Genomic DNA, 19881 nt, shown 5'->3' with positions numbered 1-19881 from the left:
TCTGCAGTCCTCATTTCGGGTACGTCACCCCCTCCAGTTCGGCGCGCACGCCACCCTCGACCTGGAAGCCCAGCCGCACGGGTTTGCCAGTGCGGGCGGCCTCGCGGCGCTGCGGCAGGCTGCCCTGCATGCCGACCAGCATGTCCTCCTTGCCGTACACGAAGTCGCCGTAGCGGTAGTCGGCCATCTCGAACTCGTTGCCCATCACCACGGCGCCGGTCGGGCAGGCTTCCTCGCACATGCCGCAGAAGATGCAGCGCAGCATGTTGATCTCGTACACCTTCGCGTAGCGCTCCCCAGGACTCGTGGGGTTCGCCGGATCGTTCTCGGCGGCCTCCACGTAGATCGCGTACGCCGGGCACGCGGCCGCGCACAGGCTGCACCCGATGCACTTCTCGAGATTCGTGCCGGGATGCCGCGTGAGGATGTGGCGTCCACGGAAGCGCGGCTGCAGCGTGGCCCGCTGCTCGGGGTAACTGACCGTGATGGGCTTCTGGAACATCTTGCCCAGCGTCAGGCCCATCCCCTTGGCAATTTCAAGAACGCCCATATCCAGCTCCTTTGATGATCCGCACGGCGCCCATCAGTCCCCCCCCACCGGTCGGGGAGTGGGCCGCACGGCGTCTTCCTCGCGTCGGACGGTGGGCGTGTTCCACAGCGGCCGCACGCGGTCACTCATGATCAGCAGCGCGACCAGACCCGCCAGACTGAGGATCGCCAGGAACCACAGGCCGCCGTTGCCCCGGTACGCGAGGAACGCGGCCGTGAGCATGGTGTTCGCCAGGGCGACCGGCAGCACCAGCTTCCAGCCGAAGCGCATGAGCTGGTCGTACCGCAGCCGGGGCAGCGTGGCGCGCACCCAGATGAAGGTGAAGAGGAAGAACGCGATCTTCACGACCAGCCAGATGATCGGCCAGTCGCTGATGCCGGGGATGATCCCGTTCAGGAACTGCGGGCCTTTCCAGCCGCCGAAGAACAGCGTGCTCATTACAGCCGACGCGGTGATCATGTTCACGTATTCGGCCATCTGAAACAGCGCCCACTTGATCGCGGAGTATTCCGTGAGGTACCCGGCGACGATCTCCTGCTCGGCTTCCGGCAGGTCGAAGGGCGTGCGGTTCGTCTCCGCGAACGAGCTGATCAGGAACAGCGCGAAGCCCAGCGACTGGAACAGGATCAGCCAGCCGTGCGTGGCCTGCCAGATCACGATGCCCTGAAAGGACGTCGTACCGACCAGCATCAGCAGGCCCAGCAGGCTCAGGCCCATGCCGAGTTCGTAGCTGATCATCTGTGCGCTCGACCGCAGGCCGCCCAGGATCGGGTACTTGCTGCCCGACGCCCAGCCGCCCAGGAAGATGCCGTACACGCCCATGCTGGTCAACGCGAGCAGCGCGAGGACGCCCGTATTCAGGTTGTACACCCACGGGTCTTCCCCGAACAGGCTGTTGGCCGGGCCAGCGGGCAGGCCCCCGAAGGCCGACAGCGCCATGGCAATCGCCACGATGGGCGCGAGCGTGTACACCAGCTTGTCGGCCAGCGTGACGCTCACATCCTCCTTGAAGATGCTCTTGATGGCGTCTGCGAGAGGTTGCAGCAGGCCCAGCGGCCCCACGCGGTTCGGACCGGGGCGCAGCTGCATGCGGGCCAGCAGGCGGCGCTCCACGAGGGTCATGTACGCGAAGGTGGTGAGCAGCGCGAAGATCACCAGCACGGCCTTCAGCAGGGTGATCAGGGCGGCGGCGAGCCAGTCGGGCATCAGTCATCCCCCCCGGGCTGGACGGCGGTCATGGGCAGTTCCATCCCGATCAGGGAGTTGATGTGCTCGGCCCGTGCCGAATCGCCGCGCGGCACCTGCATGCGCTCCGTCCAGAGTGTTGGCGTGTGCACCTGGCCGGTCGGCGCCGTCGTGGCCGTGGGCAACGGATGGATCACGCCGCGCGGCGGAACGCTCTCCAGCTTCAGGCCGAATTTCGCGGCGGCGAGCGTCTGCGCGCCCCGGAGGCCGCGCACCTTCGCCTTCACGCCCAGCGCCTCGGCCAGGGCGCTCAGGGTGCGGATCAGGTCGGCGGCCTCGCCGCTGCTGAGGGCCGCCTGCTCCAGCCCCAGCAGGCGGCCTTCGAGGTTCACGGTCGTGCCGCGCTTCTCGTAGTTCGTGAGGGCCGGCAGCACCACGTCCGCGAGCTGCGCCGTGGACGTGAGGTGCGTGTCGTGCACCACCGTGAAGCCGCGCGCCTTCACGCCGGGATCGAGCCGGCTGATGAACGCGGCCGGGGCCTGCGCCAGCTGGGCGTATCCCAGTCCACCGCGGCGCGGCACGAGGTTCAGCGCGGCAAGGCCCCGGCTGTTCGGCCCGGCGGGAATCGCCATGACCTTCGCTCCCGTGCGGCTGGCCAGACTGGCGACGGTGGACGCGAATGACCCCGACGCGCCGTTCAGGGCGTCCGCACCGAGGATGATGACGGGGGCCTTGGCGTCCTCCAGGGCCTTCAGGGCGGCGCGCAGGTCGTCGGTGTCCGGGGTGGCGAGGCGGGTCAGGCCACTCAGGCCGTTTGCGGGAATGCGGGTGCCCGCATGCTTCCATAACCCCGACTCCTGACCGATTACCACCAGCTTCTCCGGCTTGCGCACGGGCCGCTCGATCAGCCGCAGGTCGGCAATGGCGGTGCCATGGTCGAACTCGGCGGGCAGCAGGCCGCCGCGCAGCATTTCCAGGATGCGGAGTTCCAGTACGGGCGCTTCTTCACCCAGATCCGCACCGATCACGACCACCAGATCGGCGGTCGCCACGTCCGTCAGGGTCGCGGCGGGCGCGGTGATGTTCACCTCGTAGCGGGGCCAGTGATCCACGTGTTTCGTGCCGGTCAATTCGGCCAGGGACTCCAGCGCGAGCCCCTCCTCCAGCGTGCTGTCGGCGCCGATGTACAGGGCCAGATCGTCCATATTCTGCCCGGCCAGGCCCCGGTTGATCGCGGTGATGGCTGCGTCCCAGTCGGCGGCATGCAGCTGGCCGTCGGCGCCCCGGATCAACGGTACGGTCAGGCGGTCGTGGCTGGCGAAGGAGTGTCCGAAGCGGCCCGCGTCGCAGATCCACGCCTCGTTCACGTCGCGGTTCTCACCGGCCACGATGCGCTCCAGGCGGCCGTTGCGGGCGTCCACGGTGATGGAGCACCCGACCGGGCAGAGCGTGCAGGTGGTGGGCGTGTGGTCGTACTCCCAGTTGCGGCCCCGGAAGCGCGCCACGTTGTCCAGCAGTGCGCCCACCGGGCAGATGTCCGTGATGTTGCCCTGGAAGCCTGTGGGGAGCCCGCCCTCTTCTGTGTCGATAAAGGTGTGCCCACCCCGCTCGATGAAGTCCAGCACCTCCTGCCCCGGCACCTCCTCGAAGTAGCGCACGCAGCGCTTGCAGTGAATACAGCGCTCCTGATCGAGGATCACATACTTCGAGAGCGGGTAGTGCTTGTCGGCGTGGCGGCGGTCGAAGCCGAAGCGGCTCGCGCCGTAGCCGTACTCGAAGGCGCGGTCCTGCAACTCGCAGGCGCCGCCCTTGTCGCAGGTGGGGCAATCCAGCGGGTGGTTCAGGAGCGTGAACTCCATCATGCCCGCCTGCGCCTTCGCCACGACCTCCGAGGTTTTGGCGCTGCGGATGTGCATGCCCTCGGTGGCCTGCATGGTGCACGACGCCATGGGTTTCGGGAACCAGAAGATCTTCGGCGTGGCCGCGTCCCCCTCGCCTTCCATCACGAACGTCCCGTCGGGGTTCTTGCGCGGACTGCCGGATTCGATCAGGCACATGCGGCACGCGCCCACCGGGCTCAGGTATTTGTGGGCGCAGAAATACGGCACGTCCCCGCCCGACTGGAACACCGCGTCAATGGCGGACGTTCCGGCGGGCAGGTCAAGCTCCACGCCGTCAACGACGACTTTCATTCATCCCTCCAGCGATTCCGTGCGGGGTACAGCGGCTTCTGCGTCGTGGCCAGCGCGTCGTATTCCTCGCGGAACAGGGCGATGCTGCTCAGCACCGGCCCGAGGCACGCGTCGGCCAGGGCGCAGAAGCTGCGGCCCCCAATGTTCTCGGACATGTCCATGATCAGCTGCACGTCGCCGGGCTGGCCGTGGCCGCGCACCAGCTTCTCGTACATGCGGGTCATCCAGCTGGAGATGCCCTCGCGGCAGGGGGTGCACTTGCCGCAGCTCTCGTGCCCGTAGAAGCGCACGAGGTTCCAGGTGGCGTTCACGATGCAGTCGGCCTTCGGGATCAGCGTGACGCCGCCCGTGCCGAGCATGCTGCCCGCCGCCGCCACCGACTCGTAGTCCATCGGCGTGTCGAGGATCTTGTCGGTGTACGGCAGCATGGGGCAACTCGATCCGCCGGGGATGATGGCCTTCATCTCCTCCAGCGGGCCGCCCGCCCAGTCGTAGATGAGCTCGCGGAAGGTGGTGCCCAGCGGCAGCTCGTACACGCCGGGCCGCGCGACCGGGCCGCTGATCTGGAAGAGTTTCATGCCCTTGCTCTTCTCGGTGCCCATGTCCGCGTGCCAGTCCGCGCCGTAGCGCAGGATCTGCGTGGCTGCGCAGAAGGTCTCGACGTTGTTGATGGTTGTGGGCAGCCCGTACAGACCCGCCGCCGCCGGGAAGGGCGGCTTCAGGCGCGGGTTGGCGCGCAGGCCTTCCAGCGAGTTCATCAGGGCGGTTTCCTCGCCGCAGATGTACGCTCCGGCCCCACGGTGCACGTGCAGCTCGAAGTCGAAGCCGCTGCCCAGGATGTTCTTCCCGAGCAGCCCCGCCGCGCGGGCTTCGTGGATGGCGGCCCACACGCGCTCGGCGGCGTGCACGTACTCGCCCCGGATGTAGATGTACCCCACGCTGGCACGCATGGCGTATCCGGCGATGACCATGCCCTCGATCAGCTGGTGCGGGTCTTCGGACATCAGGTAGCGATCCTTGAAGCTGCCCGGTTCGGATTCGTCCGCGTTGCAGATGATGTAGTGCGGCTTGCCGTCCTTCAGGGGCATGAACGACCACTTCAGGCCGGTGGCGAAGCCCGCGCCGCCGCGCCCGCGCAGACCGGACTTCTTCACCTCGTCGATCACGGGATCGGCGCCCATGGCAAAGGCCCGCTTCACGGCCTCATAGCCGCCATTCTGGCGGTAGAAGTCCAGCGTCCAGCTGCGATCCTGCCCCACGTAGGCGTACAGGGTCGGGGCGAAGCGCGGATCCTTGGCGCTGGTGATCGGCTTGGGCGGCGTGGGTGCGGTGGCCGTCATACGTCACCCCCCGCGTGTTCCGGAAGGCGCGTCAGGCCCGTGATGCTCGTGCCCACGACCTCACCGCTCGCCAGTGTCTGCCGCCCGTCGGCCGTAATCGTCACCGGCACCAGATTGTCCGGCAGCGGCTGGAGGTCGTGTCTCAGCGACTCCAGAATCCGCGCGCACTTCGCCGGGCCGACGTTCTCGTAGTAGCCGTCGTCGTTGATCTGCATCATCGGGGCGGTGCCGCACGAGCCCAGGCACTCGACCTTCTGCACGCTGAAGCGTCCGTCGGGGCTGACCTCACCCGGCTGGACGTCCAGCTGCGTCACCAGCTCGTCCCACAGCTCGTCCGAACCCTTCAGGGCGCACATCAGAGTGGAGCACACCTGGAGGTGATACCGACCGGTCGGCACCGTGTGGTACGTGGAGTAGAAGCTCATCACCGAACGGACTTCCGTGGCGGTCGTGCCGCAAAGCGACGCGATCTCCGCCATGCGCAGTTCGGACACGAAGCCCTCGGCGTCCTGCACCTCGCGCAGCAGCGGCATCAGCGCGCTTCTCCGGCCCTGCGGCGAGTCCGGGTAGCGGGAGAAGATGTCCGCCACCAGGGGTTGTTTGTCTGCGAAATACGTCAAGGCGAGGACTCCTTACCGGTCCACGTCCCCGAGCACGGGGTCGATGGTCGCGAGAATGGTGATCAGGTCGGCGAACTGTGCGCCGACGCAGGCGTACTCCAGGGCCTGGAGGTTCACGAAGCTGGGCGAGCGGATCTTGACGCGGTAGGGCATGGAGCCGCCGTCTGAGACCACGTAGTAGCCAACCTCGCCACGGGCGCTCTCGATGGGCACGTAGGTCTCGCCGTGCGGCGGGTGGAAGCCCTCGGTGACCAGCTTGAAGTGGTGGATGACGGCTTCCATGCTGGTTTCCAGCTCCTGCCGGGGCGGGAGGCTGATCTTGCGGTTGGGATCTTTGACGGGGCCGGGTTTGAGCTTCTTGAGGCCCTGGCGGACGATCTTGATGCTCTCCGCGAACTCGAGGAGGCGCATGTTGAAGCGGTCAAGGCTGTCGCCGTTCTGGCCGGTGACGACGTTGAAGTCGTACTCTTCCAGGCCGCAGTAAGGGTTGTCCTTGCGGTTGTCCATGGGGACGCCGCTGGCGCGCAGATTCGGCCCGGTGAGGCCCAGGTCGAGGGCCACGTCGGGCGGAATCACGCCGACCCCTTTGGCACGGTCGAGGAAGATCGGGTTGTTGGCGAACAGGGTGGTGTACTCCTGCACACCTTTCTCCATCTGGTCGAGGAATTTCGCGACCATCTGGGGCCAGCCGTCGGGAATGTCACGGCTCAGGCCGCCGACGCGGAAGTACCCCTGGTTCATGCGGTAGCCGCAGACGGCCTCGAAGACGTCCACCAGCGCCTCTTTCTCGCGGAAGGCGTAGAAGAACGGGGTGAGCGCGCCCAGGTCGAGCAGGCCGGTACCGACGAACACGAGGTGGCTGTGCATGCGACCCAGTTCGTGCAGGATGACGCGCACCACGTTCGCCCGCTCCGGCACCCGCGCCTGGAGCAGCTTCTCGACGCTCAGCACGTACGCGAGTTCGTGGCTGAACGAGTGCAGGTAGTCCGTGCGGGGCGCGTAGGTCACGCCCTGCTGGAAGGTGCGGTTCTCGAAGGTCTTCTCGAAGCCGCTGTGCAGGTAGCCCATGTGCGGCGTGACCTTCATCACGTACTCGCCGTCCATGTCCACGACCAGCCGCAGCACCCCGTGCGTGCTGGGGTGCTGCGGCCCGACGTTCAGGCTCATGATCTGCGTGTGCATCATCGCGCCGGTCTGTCCGTGCATCCGCTGCGCGCTGGTACTTTCCTGGTGATCCGGTGTCATCTGCTCGGGCGGCAGCGTACCGGTCTGCGTGCCCTGGCCCTGGGTGGGTTTGTCGGTGATGGTCACTTCGGCCCTCCTTCCGGCATCACGGGCGGCTCGATGTCCCGGGTGCCGCCCCGGCGCAGGCTGCCCCGGTAGCCGGTCAGGCCAGTGCTCTGCCCGGTCAGGCCCGCCCGGAACGCGGCGGGATCAAGGAACCGGCCGTCGCGGAACAGGGTGGGCGATTCGCCCAGCGGGAAGTCCTTGCGCAGCGGGTGGCCTTCCAAGTCGTCCGGAGTGAGCACCTTGCGCAGATCCGGATGGCCCGTGAATTCCACGCCCAGCAGGTCGTACACCTCGCGTTCCAGGTAGTTCGCGGCCTTCCACACGGAGTACACGCTGGGCAGCGGCTCGCCGTCGTCCAGCCAGACGCGCAGGAACACCCGGCGGTGGTCGTGCGGGTGGTAGACGTTATGCAGCACCGCGAAGCGCTTGGGCCGCGCGTCGGGGTAAGCGAGGTAGTCGATGCCAACGGAGTCCAGCAGCATGAAGCCGCGCGCCTTGAGGGCCTGGGCCACCATCAGCAGATCGCCTGGGGTGACCAGCACCGTCGGCTCGGCCGCGTCGTCCTCGGTGAGGTTCAGGTCGCGCAGCAGGGGGCCCAGGTCGCGCGGATCGGCGATCGGTGTGGCGGGGGCGGTGGCCGCTGCCTGCGGCGTGGTGGGCCGTGGCGCGCCGGACTGCGAGGACTGCGCGAAGCCCTCGCGGCCGCTGAGTTTGCTGGTATTGTCGCCGCCCGTCATCGCGTCCACGCATCCACCATCGGGAGCTGATGACCGAGCTCGTCGAAGGCCTCGCCGCGCACCTTCTTCTGGAGCTGCATCACGGCGTAGATCAGGGCCTCGGGGCGGGGTGGGCAGCCGGGCACGAACACGTCCACCGGCACCACGCTGTCCACGTTCTGCACGATGGCGTAGTTGTTGAACATGCCGCCGCTGCTGGCACACGCCCCCATGCTGATCACCCACTTGGGATCGGGCATCTGGTCGTACACGCGCCGCATGACGGGCGCCATCTTCTTGCTCAGACGTCCGGCGACGATCATCACGTCCGCCTGCCGGGGCGAGGCGCGGAAGACCTCGCTGCCAAAGCGGCTCATGTCGTTGCGCGCGTTGGTGGAACTCATCATTTCGATGGCGCAGCACGCCAGTCCGAAGGTCGCCGGCCACAGGGAATTGCTGCGCCCCCATGCCACCAGTTTCTCCAGGCTGGAGAACAGCACCCCCTCGGACTCCAATTCCTGCCAGTCCTTCTCAAACAGTTCCTTCAGGGGCATGCAGTCACCTCCACGGTGTGGCCCTGCGCTGCCGGTGCAGCGGTCGGGGGGGCCGCAGGATCGGGGGCGGCACCATCTCTTTCTTGATTTGCCGCCGGAATCCCCATTCTCAGGCCCATTCGAGCACCTTCTTTTTCAGCACGTACACGTACCCGACCAGGAGCAGGAGCACGAAGGTCACGGCTTCCAGGAACGCGAAGGGGACGAGGTGCTGGTAGGCCACTGCGAGCGGGTAGAAGAACGCCGTCTCGATATCGAAGACGATGAACAGCATGGCCACCAGGTAGAAGTGCACCGGGAAGCGCTGACCGGTGCCCACGCCGCCGTGTTCGGGGTCGTTGCCGCTCTCGTAGGCCATGAGCTTGACGCGGGTGGCTTTCTTGGGCCCCAGGATGGCGCTGACGACCACGGCGAGCACGCCGATTCCCAGGGCGACGAGCAGCATGATCACAAAGTTCGCGTACTGTTCGATGATCTTTCCCCTTTCTCCCCCGGTGCTCCCGCTTCCACACCTACTCGTGAAAAAGAGCACGAGAGAGTTGAAAAAAAGAGAGGGGGCCAGACGACATAGGCGGACGGACAGACTGAGGTACTCCCCAGTTTTATCACGATTCCAACCCGGAACCGCGCGCGCACACGCACCCACCCGACCCAGCAACGGGTCTGGCGGTCAGTCTGGAAGGCCAGACCGCGATCATCCACCCCCGCCGCAGCGGGCCCCACAGGCCACGTCGGATGAGCGTCCAGAGACAGCCGTCCAGTTCCTCAGCGGCCCAGCGTGATGAGGGTAAAGAGCCAGCGACTATCGGTGCCGCCCGGCCCGAACTGGTAGCCCACGCCCGGCCCCACCAGGCTCGGCAGGCCGCGCACGTCGAACAAGGTATCGAGCCACACGTACGTATACCCGGAGGTCCAGGTACGGGACGCCCGCGCCCGAACAGCTCCCGGCGCCAGCAGGCGATCCTGTTTCGGGAAACGGTACAGAGCCGTCAGGTTGGTCTCCTCGTAGCGGGACACGCCGAAGTCCGGGATGGCCACTGTACCCCCCACGTAGCGCTCGAAGTGAGACGCGGCCAGCGTCAATCCCTGAACCGGACTGGCCGAGGCAGCCAGGTAGACATCCACGCTGCCCTGAACCTGCCCCTGAACCGGAAACACGTAGGTGCGGGCCGTCGTGCCCAGGTACGCGTTCACCACGCCGAAGGTCTTGCTGAAGCCTCCGCTGACCTCCGCCTGCCCGTACGGGGCCACGGTCTCCGCCTGGACGGCCACGCCCAGCGTGCCCAGCACGCGAACGCGCCCCTGCATGATCCTGAAGGCGTCGCCGCCGGACAGATGCGAATGCAAGCCCTCTCCCTGGACGAGCGCGCTGTACTGCACGCCCACGTCGGAGTTGTGCGTGTATTCCATGCGAGGAATCCCCTCGGCGGCCGTGTAGCCGTTGAAGTACACACCACCGGCCAGGGTCGTGTCGTTCACGCGGCTCCCGACGTTGATCTCCCAGTAGTTCGCCTGCTTCACGATCGACAGGCGGATGTCGGGTTCCGTGGGCAGTGGCAGGTACCGCACGCCGTAGCCGGTCGCCGTGGTGTACGCGATCTCAGAGGTGCCGAAGCGGCCCATGTAGTTGGAAGGCAGATGGAAAATCGACTGCGCCTGCGCGACCGGAGCCCAGAGCGCGGCGACGAGCGCGGCAACAGTCAGGGGGCGGCCCAGGGGCCGACGAACGGATGGACGTGATGAAGCGGGGCGGCGAAGGAACAACCTCATGACCGCCCCACCCTACCCGACCCGCCGGCACAGTGGCGTCACATGTGGTGAGTGCACAGGGCTAAGTACAGTGCCGGGCCAGTACGCTCCAGAGCCGCGCCGTGCAGGGAATTACGCGCGCAGGTTCACGATGGTCACGCCGTGCCCGCCCTGGTTGGGCTCCGCGTCATGGAAGGATTCCACCTTGCGGTCGTTCTTCAGGTATTCGCGCAGCAGGCGGCGCAGGACGCCCTGGCCCTTGCCGTGCACCACGCGCAGCTGTTTTTCCTTTAGCGCCGAGGCCTCCAGGATCGCGGTGCGGAGCTCCTCCACGGCTTCCTCAACTCCCAGACCCCGGAGCTGCAACTCGGCCTGGAAGGTGGTGGGAGCGCGGCCCACGAAACTGCCGCGCAGGGCGGGCACCTTCACTTCCGGCTGAACACGCACATCGCGGCGCTTCACGCCGACCTTCATCACGCCAAGCTGCACGACCAGATCATCGCCCCGCAGTTCCAGCACCTGCCCGGCCGCGTTGTAGGCGGGCACGTCCACGCGGCTGCCCACGCGGATGGGATCGCCCCGTTCCTCGCGCACCGGTGGAGCGGGCCGGGCCTTCTGCGCGGCGGTGCGGAGTTCGCGGAGTTCCTGCATCACGCGCGGACGGGCGCCGTCCTCCTGAGCCCTGGCCCGCAGGGTCCGGACGCGCTCAATGGCGTCGGCGTACAGCGACTCGGCCTTCTGCGCGGCCTCCGCAAGCATCTCGCCCCGGCGCGTTTCGAGGGTCTCACGCTCCTGGCGCACGCGGCCCAGTTCGCCCTCGGCTTCCCTGCGGGCGGTTGTGGCGGTCTCCAGCTGACCGGCCAGGTCGGCACGTTCGCGTTCCAGGCCCTCCAGCATGCGTTCCATGATCCCGGCGTCCTCGCCGAGCAGGCCCGTGGCACGCTCCAGCACATCGGCCGGCAGACCCATGCGCTGCGCGATGGCCAGTGCGTAACTGCGGCCCGGCTGTCCCACCTGCAACACGTACGTGGGCGAGAGGGTATCGACCTCGAAGCCCATGCTGGCATTCTTCAGGCCCGGCGTTTCCAGCGCGAACAGTTTCAGCGGCGACAGGTGCGACGTCACGATGCCGCGCGCGTCCTGGGACAGCAGCGTCTCGATGATCGCCTGCGACAGGGCCGCGCCTTCGTTCGGATCGGTGCCGCTGCCCAACTCGTCGACCAGCACCAGCGTGTCTGGCGACGCGTGCCGCAGCACGTAGCGCAGGTGCTTGAGGTGACTGGCGAAGGTGCTCAGGGACGCCTCGATGCTCTGCTCGTCGCCGATGTCCACCAGCACGTCCTGCACCACGGGCAGTTTCGCGCTTGCCGCCGGGACGTACAGGCCGCACTGGTGCATCAGGACGGCCAGGCCGAGGGTCTTGAGGGTCGCAGTCTTGCCGCCCATGTTCGGGCCAGTGATCAGCAGCAGTTTCGTGCTGCCCAGCGCGATGTCGTTCGCCACGGGATGCTCGATCAGCGGGTGGCGCGCCTCGCGCAGGTCGTACACGCCGGCGGGCGACGGCTCGGGGCGGTTCAGCCGCCAGTCCCGCGCCAGCCGCGCCTTCGACGCGATCAGATCGAGTTCCCCGATGGTCGAGAGGGTCATCGGCACGTCCCCGTCCTGCGCGAGCAGGCCCGACAGCTCGGTCAGAATCCGGCGCACCTCGGCCTCCTCGTCGAGGATCAGGCGGGCCAGTTCGTTGTTGAGCTGCGTGATCGCGGCCGGCTCCACGAAGTACGTCTGCCCGGTTGCGGAGGCGTCCACGATGATGCCCTGCACCTGCCCCACGCGGCTGGCCTGTACCGGCAGCACGTAGCGGTCGCGGCGGATGGTGACGATGTGCTCCTGCAGGACGTCGGCCCACTTCTCCAGGGTGCTTGCCAAGCGTTCGCGGATGCGCCCCCGCAACGGCTCAATCCGGCGGCGCAGGTCGCGCAGGTGCGGCGACGCCTCGTCTCGCACGCCGCCCTCGCGGTCGAGGGCACCCAGCACGCGGCGCACCAGTTCCGCGTGATCGCCCAGGCCCAGGGCGACCTCCCGGAGCGGCCCGCGCGAATTCGCGCCGATGGCCCGCTTCACGGTCATCGCGCCGTCCAGCGAGTAGGCCGCGTTCAGCAGCTCCTGCCCGGACAGCACCCGGCCTTCCTGTGCCCGCGCGTGCAGGTCACGGATGTCCTGAATGCCGCCCAGGCTCAGGCTCACACCGAAGAGCGCATCCTCCACCTCGTCCAGTTCGCGCGCGATCCGGCCCCCATCGTCCGAGGGTTGCAGCGCCCCGGCCCGCTCGGTGCCCAGCGTCGTCGCGCACCGCTGGGCGAGGGCGTCACGGACGCGGGGGAAATCCAGGGCAGACAGGGCGCGCGAATCGAAGGACATCTTGCGTGAAGCATAACAACGCGCCTGGGCGAATACCGTGCGCCGAGTGGCTTAGAAACGAAGCTCACAAGGTACCGTGAATGCATGAAACTCGCCGAGGCCCTGATCGAACGCGCCGACCTGCAAAAACGCGCGGCCCAGCTTGAGGAGCGGATCGTCAAGAACCTGCTGGTGCAGGAGGGCGAGGCGCCGCCCGAAGAGCCCCGGCAATTGCTCCACGAATTCATGGACGTCGCCCAGCGGCTTGAGGCCCTGTTGCCCCGCATCCACCGGGCGAACCTCGCGGCCACCCTGCCGGGCGGTCAGACACTGACAGACGCCCTGACTCGCCGGGACATGCTCGACCTGCGCCTGAAGGTGCTGCGCCGCGCGGCGGCCACGGCTTCCGAACGGCAGACGCGCTACAGCAACAGCGAGGTGCGGATCCTGTCTGCCGTTCCGGCCCGCGACCTCCAGACGCAGGTGGACGCCCTCGCCAAGCAGCGGCGCGAGCTGGAGGCCGAGATCCAGCAGACCAACTGGCTGACGGAACTGGGCGACTGAGCTCGGGCGGGTGGAAAGGTACAGTACGGGCGGAGGGGCCACGTGCGGGCGGAAGCCTACCTCGCAGCGGGGATAAAGCTGCACCTCCTGGTTGACGTCGGGGCAGCGTCTCGGGTTCAACCCCCGATCCTCACAGGGAACGCCCAGCACCCAGCACCCCTGACCCAGACCGTTCACCCCTCACCACCACGGCCTCGACGCACGCCGCGCCCCTCCACCCACCTCTCCGGAGGTGGTTTTTCCTGGGCTACGGGGCCTCAGTTCCGGTTCAGCCGCGTGATGACCCGCCGTCCCGCCTCGTCGTCCAGCATGCCGACCTTCTCGAAGCCGGCCTTCCCGTAGGCACGGATGGCGCGCTCGTTGCGTTCGTCGGGGCCGATCACACTGCGGTGCAAGTCTGGACGTTCGCCCTGGAGCTTGTCGATGAACGCCCGGATAACCTGTGGCCCCACCCCCCGCCCGGTCTGTTCGACCTCCCCGATGAGCAGGTCGATGGCCCAGGTCTCCCCGGCGCGCATGGCCCACGGCTGGAATTCATGCCCTTCCCCGATCCGTTCGGTCTGGAGAAAACCGGTAGGGTGGCCGTCCACACGGAAGATGAAGCCGGGCACGTCGCGGTTCGGGGCGAAAGAGTGGTCGCAGACGGTGGCCTCGTCGCGTTCACCGTCGTCCCAGAAGGCACGGACGTGTGGCTCCGGCAACCAGCGGGTCAGCCGGGGCACGTCGGCCACCGTCAGGGAGTCAAAGCGTATCGGCATCCAGGCCCACGGCGCGTAACGCCGCACGGAATTCCGTGTCCGTGACGGGCAGGACGCTCAGGCGTGTCCCCTTGCGGGTCAGGGGAGAATCGGCCCACTCGGGCAGCGCGCGCAGGTCGTCCAGGGTCAGCAGGCGGGGGAAGGCGCGCACCGGCTCGACCTCAACCATGCTCCAGCGGGGGTCGCCCGGCGGGGATTTCGGATCGTGGTAGGGACTGGCCGGGTCGAACTGAAGGTTGTCCGGGTGCGCTTCCCGGCTCACGCGGGCCACCCCGGCGACGCCGTTCGGTTTCGCGTTCGAGTGGTAGAAGAGGCACAGGTCGCCGAGGTGCATGGCGCGCAGGTTATTGCGCGCCTGGTAGTTGCGGACGCCGTTCCACGGTTCGTGGCCCACGCGTTCCAGGTCGGGGTACCCGAACACGTCCGGTTCGGATTTCAGAAGCCACCGCTGCATGAAGATCAGCGTAGCGTCCGCTGGTGCCTTCGCCACCGTGCGGCACGCGGGCAGGTTCTATCCTCGGGAGATGCGCGCGTCACCCTGGCTTCCCGTTCTGTTGCTGCTGGCGCTCGGCGCGTACCTGCTGCCACCGCGAGAGCCGGACGCCCAGGCGGCCCCGGTCACGACGCGCACCCTGCCGGACTCGCTGCCGCCGCAGACGCGGGCGCTGTTCGAGGCGTCCCGTCCGGCGACCGTGCAGGTGGAGAGCGTCGATCCGGCGCGGAACTCAGCGGGCATCGGCACCGGCTTCTTCATCAGCGCGCAGGGGCAGGTCATGACCGCGTACCACGTGGTGAGCAGCGGCACGCTGTTTCAGGTGAGCACCGTGAACGGCAAGAGCTACCGGGCGCGCGTCACGGCCTTCAACGCGGCGGCGGATGTGGCCTTGCTGAGCATCGAGGGACGCGGCCCCTTTCCGTACCTGAAACTCACGACGCGGGCACCCCGGGTGGGCGAGACCGTGCTGGCTATCGGCAACAGCGGCGGAGACTTCCTGCAAGCGCGGCGGGGCCAATTGCTGGGCCTGGACATGGCGGCGGGCCGCTCGGACTTCCCACAGGGCACGCTGGAGATGAGCGCGCCCCTCGCGCCGGGCGACAGCGGCGGGCCGATCATCGACGGCAACGGGCAGGCGATCGGGGTGGTCAGCTACATCCGCGTGGACGAATCCGGACGCACGCGGCGCAGCTACGCGGTGCCGGTCGTCGCCGGGAATGTCCTGGTACAGGGGTTGCTGGACGGGCGCAAACAGGACGTGGCGGTGGTCGGTCTGGTGCTGGACGACCTGCACAGCGGCCTGACCGACCCGCCCGGCGCGGTGGTGTCGCGGGTGGCCCAGGGCAGCCCGGCGGCCCGGGCGGGCCTGCGTGGCAGCCGCCTTGACCGCGACGGGAATCTGGTCGAGCTCGGTGACATCATCACCAGCGTGAACGGCCGACCGGTGCGTGGGGCCGACGAGTTCATCACGGCGATCCGGAAGGTCGGGATCGGGGTGGCGGTGCGCCTGGGCTACGTGCGCGGTGGCGTGGCGCAGGAGACGTCGGTGGTGCTGGTGGCGAAGTCCAGCGTGCCCGATCTGCGCGAGTGAAGGCGGCATCACACGCTGCAAATCCGCCCGCCACGGGCAGCGCGGATGATGAGGGAATGTCGCGCGCATTCGTGAAAGAGGACGAGGGCAGCCGCTGGGAGCGGCCCGCCGCGCCCCGTGAGTACCGCCTGCTGTGGATCGGTGACTCGCAGCCGGAAGTGCTGCGCGAGACGGATGACCTGCTGGACGCCCTGCGCTGGCTGGCGGCGCGGGAACGGCCGGGCTTCGAGTTGCGCGACCGGGCGGGAGCGCTGCTGGCGCTGTCCGATCCGGCCGGTTCCGGGCTTACCAGCGGCCTTCGAGCGTGACCCGGACGGCCCCGGCGAGGCTTTGACCGGGCGCCAGGACGCGCATGTCCACGCCGCCGATCCCCTGGGCGGCCAGATTGAAGGCGTCGGTGGCGTGACTGGTGGGTTCCAGCGCCAGCGAGCCGTCGGGCGCGGTGAACACGACCAGGTGGGAGAAGGCGCTGTCGGCGGTGAGAGTCAAGCCGCGGCCGGGCCACGCCAGGTGGGCCACCCCGTCCCACGCCGTATAGGTGCGGTCAATGGTACGGTCGCCGACCGGGGCGGGCACGCGGTAGTCCTCGTCGGTGTGGAGGGGTCGGGCCGCGCCGACGGGCAACGAGCGGTGATCCGTGTCGTAGGCGAGGGCCGCGTCGAAGCACACGGTCGGGTCGGTATCGCCGTCCTGACGCGTGAAATACGGGTGCAGGCCCATGCCGGCGGGCATCGCGGTCGTGTCCGCGTTGGTGAGGGTCACGCTCGTGTCGAGGTGCGGGCCGTGCAGCAGGTAGTCCACCTGGGCGGTGAAGGCCCACGGCCAGTTCAGGTCGGGGAAGGTGCGCGAGTCGAACCCGCAGCGCAGGTGGGCGTCCGTGACCCGCGTGACCGTCCAGGGGCGGTTCCGGACGTCTCCGTGCTGGGCCAGCCCATCCTTGGTGGTGACCTTGAGCTGGACGTCGTGCCCGCCGAACGGAAAGCGCGCGTCGCGGATGCGGTTGCTGAAGGGCAGCAGCGTGAAACTCGCGCACTGGGAACTGGTCTGCACGTCGGCCAGCTCCACGTGCCGCATGACCGGGCGGCCCGACGCGGCGCGCAGGTTGAGCACCGACGCCCCGACCTCCGGCACGATCTCCAGGGTCAGGGCGCCACTGGAGATGGTCTCTACCCTCCAGTGGCGTTCAGGAGGGGTCATGCGCGCCCCCGCGTGACTTCGTACAGCAGGATGCCCGCCGCCACCGAGGCGTTCAGGCTCTGCACCTGCCCGCGCGTGGGAATGCTGACCAGCACGTCGCACTTCTCGCGCACCAGGCGGCGCAAACCCTCGCCCTCCGCGCCGATCACCAGGGCGACCTTACCGGAGAAATCCACCTTGCCGACGGGCTGGGCGGCCTCGCCAGCGGCGCCGTAGACCCACACGGCATCTTCCTTGAGCTGGTCGATCAGGCGCGGGAGGTTCTTCGTCTGCGCGACCGGCAGGAAAGAAGTGGCCCCGGCGGCCGTTTTCGCCACGACGGGCGACAGCGGCGCGCTGCGACGTTCCTCGACGACCACGCCGTGCGCGCCCAGCACCTCCGCGCTGCGGATGATCGCGCCGAAGTTGCGGGGGTCAGTGATTCCATCGAGCAGCACGATCACCAGCGGCTCGCCGCGCTGGTCGGCCCGGTCGAGGATGTCATCCACCGTGGCCCACGCGAGGTCGTCCACCTCGGCCATGACGCCCTGGTGCGCGGTGGTTCCCGCGAGCTGGTCGAGTTCGATGCGGGGCGCGAAGCGCACGAACACGCCCAGCTCCTTGAGTTCCCGGACAAACGTTTCCTCGACGCCCCTGGCGACCAGCACCTCGGTCACACGACCGTCTTTCAGTGCTTCCAGCACCGGATTGCGCCCATACAACAACATATCGGGCAGTGTACCCCGCCCTGGACAGAGCACCCTGGGCCAGAGCAGACGGAAGTGGATCCGGAGAACCAGGTGCGCCGGGGGGTCTCCAGGAACGAACCGCCCGTTTGGTTCCGTGCCGTCCCGCTGCTACGCTGAAAGCATCTCCATTCCGGGCACCCGCCCGCCCTCTGCGATATGCCGAAGATGCCGCGCCCCGCCTCTGCTCCACCACGCCGGTTGCTGAACCAGCGCCGCGCGCCCTGACGCGCTGTCCGGACCCCGCCCCGCGATCCCGACCCCGCCGCACAGGAGCTCCCATGACCACACCTTTATCCGACCCTCCACCGCGCGAGTCCGAAGCCACGGACGCCGCATACCACGCGGCCCGCAGCGCCTACGAGGCAGCGCAGGCTGCCGAGGACATGGTTCAGATCGTCGCGCCCGACGGCACGGTCACCCAACCGGAGCTGCTGCCGGACATCGAAACCCGCCTGGGCCTGTACCGCCAGATGCGCCGCGCGCGGCATTTCGACGAGCGCGGCTGGGTGCTGTACCGCCAGGGCCGCCTGGGCGTGTTCCCCCCCTACGGCGGCATGGAGGCCAGCCAGGTTGGCACGGCCGCCGCACTGACCCGGGCCGACTGGCTGTTCCCGACCTACCGCGACACGGGTGCGGCACTCACGCTGGGCCTGCCGATCGCGCGGGCCATCGCGTACTGGCGCACCTCGCCACACGGCTGGCACATGCCCGACGACCTCAAGGTGCTGCCCTTCTACATTCCCATCGCCACGCAGTACCCGCAGGCAGTCGGCGCGGCGCTGGCCGAGCGGCGGCTGGGCACCCGGAACATCGCCATGGCGTACATCGGGGATGGGGGCAGCAGCGAGGGGGACTTCCACGAGGCGCTGAACTTCGCGGGCGCGCTGAATGCCCCCTGCGTGTTCATCCTCCAGAACAACGGCTGGGCGATTTCCGTGCCCACCCGCCACCAGACGAAGGCCACGAACCTGTCGCGCCGGGCCGATGGCTACGGCATTCCCGGCGTGCGCGTGGACGGCAACGACGCCCTGGCGACCTACCACGTGACGCGCGAGGCGGTGGAACGCGCCCGCAGCGGCGGCGGCCCCACGCTGATCGAGACGGTCACATACCGCGTGAAGCCCCACACGACCGCCGACGATCCGACCCGTTACCGTACCGACGCTGACAACGCTGGCTGGGATGCCAGAGACCCGGTGCTGCGGCTCCGGACGCACCTGTTCAGTGAGGGGCTGCTGACCGATGCCGACGAGACTGCCCTGCTGGCCGACATCGCCGCCGAGTTCGAGGCCGCCCTGGCCGAGGCGGACGGGTACCCCGAACCGACACCCGAGGAAATTCTCGACCACGTCTTCGCGGAACCTACGCCGCAGCTCAGACGACAGCGCGAGCAGATCACCGCCGAGCAGCGCGCCCTGGAGGCCCGACCGTGACCGCCACCCTTCCGGCCACGAGAACCATGACCATGGTCGCCGCCATCAACGACGCGCTGGACGTGGCCCTGGGCCTTGACGACACCGTGCACATCTTCGGGGAGGACGTTGGTCTCATGGGCGGCGTGTTCCGCGCTACTGACGGCCTCCAGGCGAAGTACGGAGAGGCGCGCGTCTTCGATACGCCGCTGGCCGAAGCGGGACTCGTGGGCATGGGCATCGGCATGGGACTGGCGGGCCTGAAGCCGGTCGCGGAAATCCAGTTCGCGGGCTTCCTGTACCCGGCGCTCGACCAGATCCTGTCGCACCTGGGCCGGTATCGGCACCGCACGCGCAGCCGCTACCACCTGCCCATGGTGATCCGTGCCCCGTACGGCGGCGGGGTACACACGCCCGAGCAGCACGCCGACAGCCCCGAGGCGATTCTGGCGCACGTGCCCGGCGTGAAGGTCGTGATTCCCAGTACGCCGGCCGACGCCAAGGGCCTGCTGCTGAGCGCCATCGACGACCCCGATCCGGTGTTCTTCTTCGAGGCTATCAAGCTCTACCGCAGCGTGAAGGAAGACGTGCCGGAAGGCGACATCCGGATTCCGCTGGGTCAGGCGCGGATCGTTACGCCGGGCGACGACGTGACCGTCATCTGCTACGGCGGCATGGTCGAGGTCGTGCAGAAGGCCGCTGCCGCCGCCAGGGCGGCCGGGATCGGCGTGGAGGTCATCGACCTGCGCACCCTGGTGCCGATGGACACTGAGACCGTGCTGGCCAGCGTCGAGAAGACCGGACGCGTGGTGGTGGTTACGGAGGCGCCCCGCACTGCCGGATTCCACAGCGAGATCAGCGCCGTGATCGCCGAGGAGGCCATCGAGCACCTGCGCGCCCCGATCGTGCGCGTGACCGGCTTCGACGCGCCCTATCCGCCCTTCACCGCCGTGGAGGACATGTACCGCCCGAACCCCGTGCGCGTGGCGCGGGCCATCAAGGCGGTCATGGGGTACTGAGGTGGCGTAGAGCGTGGCCTGAAC

General features: G+C 68.3%; 20 protein-coding genes. 5 read left to right on the top strand and 15 right to left on the bottom strand.

What is annotated here, in order from left to right; translation table 11 throughout:
- Positions 1–10 precede the first annotated feature (10 nt).
- The 11 genes from nuoI to E7T09_RS13305 form a co-directional block, all read right to left on the bottom strand.
- Positions 11–550, bottom strand: a complete 540-nt coding sequence (gene nuoI, locus E7T09_RS13355) for an NADH-quinone oxidoreductase subunit NuoI (protein WP_136389684.1) — start codon at positions 548–550, stop codon at positions 11–13.
- A gap of 33 nt (positions 551–583) precedes the next feature.
- Positions 584–1756, bottom strand: a complete 1173-nt coding sequence (nuoH, locus tag E7T09_RS13350; protein ID WP_136389683.1) for an NADH-quinone oxidoreductase subunit NuoH — start codon at positions 1754–1756, stop codon at positions 584–586.
- The gene (gene nuoG / locus E7T09_RS13345; RefSeq protein WP_136389682.1) at positions 1756–3927 is read right to left on the bottom strand and encodes an NADH-quinone oxidoreductase subunit NuoG; all 2172 of its coding nucleotides are present in this window, start codon (positions 3925–3927) and stop codon (positions 1756–1758) included. Before nuoG ends, nuoH begins: the two co-directional genes overlap by 1 nt.
- Entirely contained in the window at positions 3924–5267 is a 1344-nt protein-coding gene (nuoF, locus tag E7T09_RS13340) for an NADH-quinone oxidoreductase subunit NuoF (RefSeq protein ID WP_136389681.1), read from the bottom strand. Before nuoF ends, nuoG begins: the two co-directional genes overlap by 4 nt.
- A complete protein-coding gene (gene nuoE, locus E7T09_RS13335) occupies positions 5264–5887 on the bottom strand; it encodes an NADH-quinone oxidoreductase subunit NuoE (protein WP_136389680.1) in 624 nt (207 codons plus the stop codon). The genes nuoF and nuoE overlap by 4 nt, the downstream gene beginning before the upstream one ends.
- 12 nt (positions 5888–5899) lie before the next feature.
- Positions 5900–7093 (bottom strand): NADH dehydrogenase (quinone) subunit D, encoded by a 1194-nt coding sequence (nuoD, locus tag E7T09_RS13330; RefSeq protein ID WP_136389827.1) that lies wholly within the window; start codon positions 7091–7093, stop codon positions 5900–5902.
- A gap of 101 nt (positions 7094–7194) precedes the next feature.
- The gene (locus tag E7T09_RS13325) at positions 7195–7914 is read right to left on the bottom strand and encodes an NADH-quinone oxidoreductase subunit C (RefSeq protein WP_136389826.1); all 720 of its coding nucleotides are present in this window, start codon (positions 7912–7914) and stop codon (positions 7195–7197) included.
- Complete coding sequence (locus E7T09_RS13320; protein WP_136389679.1) at positions 7911–8447, bottom strand: NADH-quinone oxidoreductase subunit B family protein; 537 nt, start codon at positions 8445–8447, stop codon at positions 7911–7913. The genes E7T09_RS13325 and E7T09_RS13320 overlap by 4 nt, the downstream gene beginning before the upstream one ends.
- 109 nt (positions 8448–8556) lie before the next feature.
- Positions 8557–8892 (bottom strand): NADH-quinone oxidoreductase subunit A, encoded by a 336-nt coding sequence (locus E7T09_RS13315; RefSeq protein WP_136389825.1) that lies wholly within the window; start codon positions 8890–8892, stop codon positions 8557–8559.
- Between the two features lie 320 nt (positions 8893–9212).
- Positions 9213–10217 carry a hypothetical protein gene (locus E7T09_RS13310; protein WP_136389678.1) on the bottom strand — a complete coding sequence of 335 codons (1005 nt, stop codon included), beginning with the start codon at positions 10215–10217 and terminating at the stop codon, positions 9213–9215.
- Between the two features lie 111 nt (positions 10218–10328).
- Positions 10329–12614: an endonuclease MutS2 gene (locus E7T09_RS13305; RefSeq protein ID WP_136389677.1), complete on the bottom strand. Its 2286-nt coding sequence runs from the start codon at positions 12612–12614 to the stop codon at positions 10329–10331.
- 84 nt (positions 12615–12698) lie between these two features.
- Between E7T09_RS13305 and E7T09_RS13300 the strand changes: the two genes are divergently transcribed.
- Positions 12699–13157, top strand: a complete 459-nt coding sequence (locus E7T09_RS13300; RefSeq protein WP_136389676.1) for a DIP1984 family protein — start codon at positions 12699–12701, stop codon at positions 13155–13157.
- Between the two features lie 257 nt (positions 13158–13414).
- Here the strand turns inward: E7T09_RS13300 and E7T09_RS13295 are convergent, their stop codons facing one another.
- On the bottom strand, positions 13415–13915 hold the full coding sequence (locus tag E7T09_RS13295) for a GNAT family N-acetyltransferase (protein ID WP_136389675.1): 501 nt from the start codon (positions 13913–13915) through the stop codon (positions 13415–13417).
- The gene (locus E7T09_RS13290; RefSeq protein ID WP_136389674.1) at positions 13899–14369 is read right to left on the bottom strand and encodes an EVE domain-containing protein; all 471 of its coding nucleotides are present in this window, start codon (positions 14367–14369) and stop codon (positions 13899–13901) included. Before E7T09_RS13290 ends, E7T09_RS13295 begins: the two co-directional genes overlap by 17 nt.
- 70 nt (positions 14370–14439) lie before the next feature.
- Between E7T09_RS13290 and E7T09_RS13285 the strand changes: the two genes are divergently transcribed.
- Positions 14440–15501 carry a S1C family serine protease gene (locus tag E7T09_RS13285; RefSeq protein ID WP_136389673.1) on the top strand — a complete coding sequence of 354 codons (1062 nt, stop codon included), beginning with the start codon at positions 14440–14442 and terminating at the stop codon, positions 15499–15501.
- Between the two features lie 56 nt (positions 15502–15557).
- Positions 15558–15809 carry a hypothetical protein gene (locus E7T09_RS13280; RefSeq protein ID WP_136389672.1) on the top strand — a complete coding sequence of 84 codons (252 nt, stop codon included), beginning with the start codon at positions 15558–15560 and terminating at the stop codon, positions 15807–15809.
- On the opposite strand, the gene E7T09_RS13275 is transcribed toward E7T09_RS13280, so the two are convergent.
- Positions 15787–16698, bottom strand: coding sequence for an aldose 1-epimerase (locus E7T09_RS13275; RefSeq protein WP_136389671.1), 912 nt, complete (start codon positions 16696–16698; stop codon positions 15787–15789). The genes E7T09_RS13280 and E7T09_RS13275 overlap by 23 nt on opposite strands.
- Complete coding sequence (gene rlmB, locus E7T09_RS13270) at positions 16695–17405, bottom strand: 23S rRNA (guanosine(2251)-2'-O)-methyltransferase RlmB (RefSeq protein WP_136389670.1); 711 nt, start codon at positions 17403–17405, stop codon at positions 16695–16697. The genes E7T09_RS13275 and rlmB overlap by 4 nt, the downstream gene beginning before the upstream one ends.
- A gap of 404 nt (positions 17406–17809) precedes the next feature.
- On the opposite strand from rlmB, the gene pdhA reads away from it, so the two are divergent.
- Positions 17810–18859 (top strand): pyruvate dehydrogenase (acetyl-transferring) E1 component subunit alpha, encoded by a 1050-nt coding sequence (gene pdhA / locus E7T09_RS13265; RefSeq protein WP_240741796.1) that lies wholly within the window; start codon positions 17810–17812, stop codon positions 18857–18859.
- 32 nt (positions 18860–18891) lie between these two features.
- A complete protein-coding gene (locus E7T09_RS13260; protein ID WP_205747020.1) occupies positions 18892–19857 on the top strand; it encodes an alpha-ketoacid dehydrogenase subunit beta in 966 nt (321 codons plus the stop codon).
- The last annotated feature ends 24 nt before the right edge of the window (positions 19858–19881 follow it).

This window comes from Deinococcus sp. KSM4-11, from assembly GCF_004801415.1.
Classification (GTDB): domain Bacteria; phylum Deinococcota; class Deinococci; order Deinococcales; family Deinococcaceae; genus Deinococcus.
This window is presented reverse-complemented; position numbering and strand designations above follow the sequence as displayed.

Coding starts and splice junctions, on each gene's coding strand:
- E7T09_RS13290 (WP_136389674.1), bottom strand. CDS start 14,369: ATGCAGCGGTGGCTTCTGAAATCCGAACCGGACGTGTTCGGGTACCCC.
- nuoD (WP_136389827.1), bottom strand. CDS start 7,093: ATGCACGGACAGACCGGCGCGATGATGCACACGCAGATCATGAGCCTG.
- E7T09_RS13280 (WP_136389672.1), top strand. CDS start 15,558: ATGTCGCGCGCATTCGTGAAAGAGGACGAGGGCAGCCGCTGGGAGCGG.
- E7T09_RS13320 (WP_136389679.1), bottom strand. CDS start 8,447: ATGCCCCTGAAGGAACTGTTTGAGAAGGACTGGCAGGAATTGGAGTCC.
- nuoG (WP_136389682.1), bottom strand. CDS start 3,927: ATGAAAGTCGTCGTTGACGGCGTGGAGCTTGACCTGCCCGCCGGAACG.
- E7T09_RS13275 (WP_136389671.1), bottom strand. CDS start 16,698: ATGACCCCTCCTGAACGCCACTGGAGGGTAGAGACCATCTCCAGTGGC.
- E7T09_RS13295 (WP_136389675.1), bottom strand. CDS start 13,915: ATGCCGATACGCTTTGACTCCCTGACGGTGGCCGACGTGCCCCGGCTG.
- E7T09_RS13305 (WP_136389677.1), bottom strand. CDS start 12,614: ATGTCCTTCGATTCGCGCGCCCTGTCTGCCCTGGATTTCCCCCGCGTC.
- rlmB (WP_136389670.1), bottom strand. CDS start 17,405: ATGTTGTTGTATGGGCGCAATCCGGTGCTGGAAGCACTGAAAGACGGT.
- nuoF (WP_136389681.1), bottom strand. CDS start 5,267: ATGACGGCCACCGCACCCACGCCGCCCAAGCCGATCACCAGCGCCAAG.
- nuoH (WP_136389683.1), bottom strand. CDS start 1,756: ATGCCCGACTGGCTCGCCGCCGCCCTGATCACCCTGCTGAAGGCCGTG.
- E7T09_RS13260 (WP_205747020.1), top strand. CDS start 18,892: ATGGTCGCCGCCATCAACGACGCGCTGGACGTGGCCCTGGGCCTTGAC.
- E7T09_RS13310 (WP_136389678.1), bottom strand. CDS start 10,217: ATGAGGTTGTTCCTTCGCCGCCCCGCTTCATCACGTCCATCCGTTCGT.
- nuoI (WP_136389684.1), bottom strand. CDS start 550: ATGGGCGTTCTTGAAATTGCCAAGGGGATGGGCCTGACGCTGGGCAAG.
- E7T09_RS13285 (WP_136389673.1), top strand. CDS start 14,440: ATGCGCGCGTCACCCTGGCTTCCCGTTCTGTTGCTGCTGGCGCTCGGC.
- E7T09_RS13300 (WP_136389676.1), top strand. CDS start 12,699: ATGAAACTCGCCGAGGCCCTGATCGAACGCGCCGACCTGCAAAAACGC.
- pdhA (WP_240741796.1), top strand. CDS start 17,810: ATGGTTCAGATCGTCGCGCCCGACGGCACGGTCACCCAACCGGAGCTG.
- E7T09_RS13325 (WP_136389826.1), bottom strand. CDS start 7,914: ATGACGGGCGGCGACAATACCAGCAAACTCAGCGGCCGCGAGGGCTTC.
- E7T09_RS13315 (WP_136389825.1), bottom strand. CDS start 8,892: ATGCTGCTCGTCGCCCTGGGAATCGGCGTGCTCGCCGTGGTCGTCAGC.